Origin of the sequence: Methylobacterium sp. WL18 (genome assembly GCF_008040015.1) — a bacterium.
GTDB lineage: Bacteria > Pseudomonadota > Alphaproteobacteria > Rhizobiales > Beijerinckiaceae > Methylobacterium > Methylobacterium mesophilicum.
Map to the genome: position 1 here is coordinate 1 of NZ_VRVD01001020.1, position 1,085 is coordinate 1,085.

The following is a 1,085-nucleotide window of genomic DNA, read 5'->3' on the forward strand; positions in this document are numbered from 1 at the left end:
GGATGCCGGCGCGACCCGCGACCTCGCCGGCCACGCCTACGCGGCCGGCGAAGCCCCGACCTTCGGCGCCTACAGGAGCCCGTAACATGTTACGCATCGGCATCGACGCGCACGTGCTCACCGGCAAGCCCCAGGGCAGCCGCACCTGGCTCGTGAACATCATCGGCCGGGCCGCCGCCCGCCATCCGGACGCGACCTACGTGGTCTATTCCGGCGACCCGGAGGCCTGCGCCCGCCTCGTCTCGGGCGCCAACATCGAGCACCAGAGGCTGCCGCGGGTGCCGGCGAGCCTGCGCCTGCTCGCGATCTGGCCGTGGCTGGTCTTCCGCGACCGCCTCGACACCCTGCTGACCACCTACATCGCCCCGCCGCTGGTGCCGGGCAACCGCCAGGTGGTGGTAGTCCACGACATCCTGTTCGAGACCCATCCCGAGTTCTTCACGTGGCGGATGCGCTGGCGGAACCGGATCCTCACGCGGCTCTCCGCCCGGCGCGCCAAGCTGGTCCTGACCATCTCCGATTACAGCCGCGACTCCATCGCGAAGGTCTACGGGATCGACCGCAGCCGGATCGCAGAGGTGCGCTGCGGCTCGACCCCGCCGCGGGCTTCGGCCGAGCGGCATCCGCTCGCGGACGGGCGCCCGTACCTGCTGATGGTCGGCCGCCTGGAGCCGCGCAAGAACCTCGGCCTGGTGCTCGACGCGTTCGCGCGCCTGCCCCAGGGCGCGGCCCGGCTGATCGTGGTCGGCAAGGGCGACGGCGAGCGACCCGAGACCCTCGACCGCCTGACCCGGACCCCGGACGCGGTCCACATCGCCGGCATCGACGACAACGGCCTGTCCGATCTCTACGGCCGGGCCGCCGCGCTCGTCTTCCCGAGCCGCGGCGAGGGCTGGGGCATCCCGGTGCTCGACAGCCTCGCCCGGGGCACGCCGGTGATCGCCTCGAGCCTCACCGCGATCCCGGAGGCGGGGGGCAGCGCGGCGAGCTACTTCGATCCGGACGCCCCGGACCGGGTCGAGCGGCTGGCGGAGCTGATGGGCGCCGCGATCGACGGGCGGCTGCCGTTCGACGCGATCGCCGCC

Annotated in this window: 1 protein-coding gene; it reads left to right on the forward strand. The window is 73.4% G+C overall.

Going from position 1 to position 1,085, the window contains the following annotated elements; genetic code table 11:
- Positions 1-86 precede the first annotated feature (86 nt).
- On the forward strand, positions 87-1,085 hold a 999-nt coding region (locus FV228_RS30585; protein WP_147857836.1), incomplete at its 3' end, for a glycosyltransferase family 1 protein.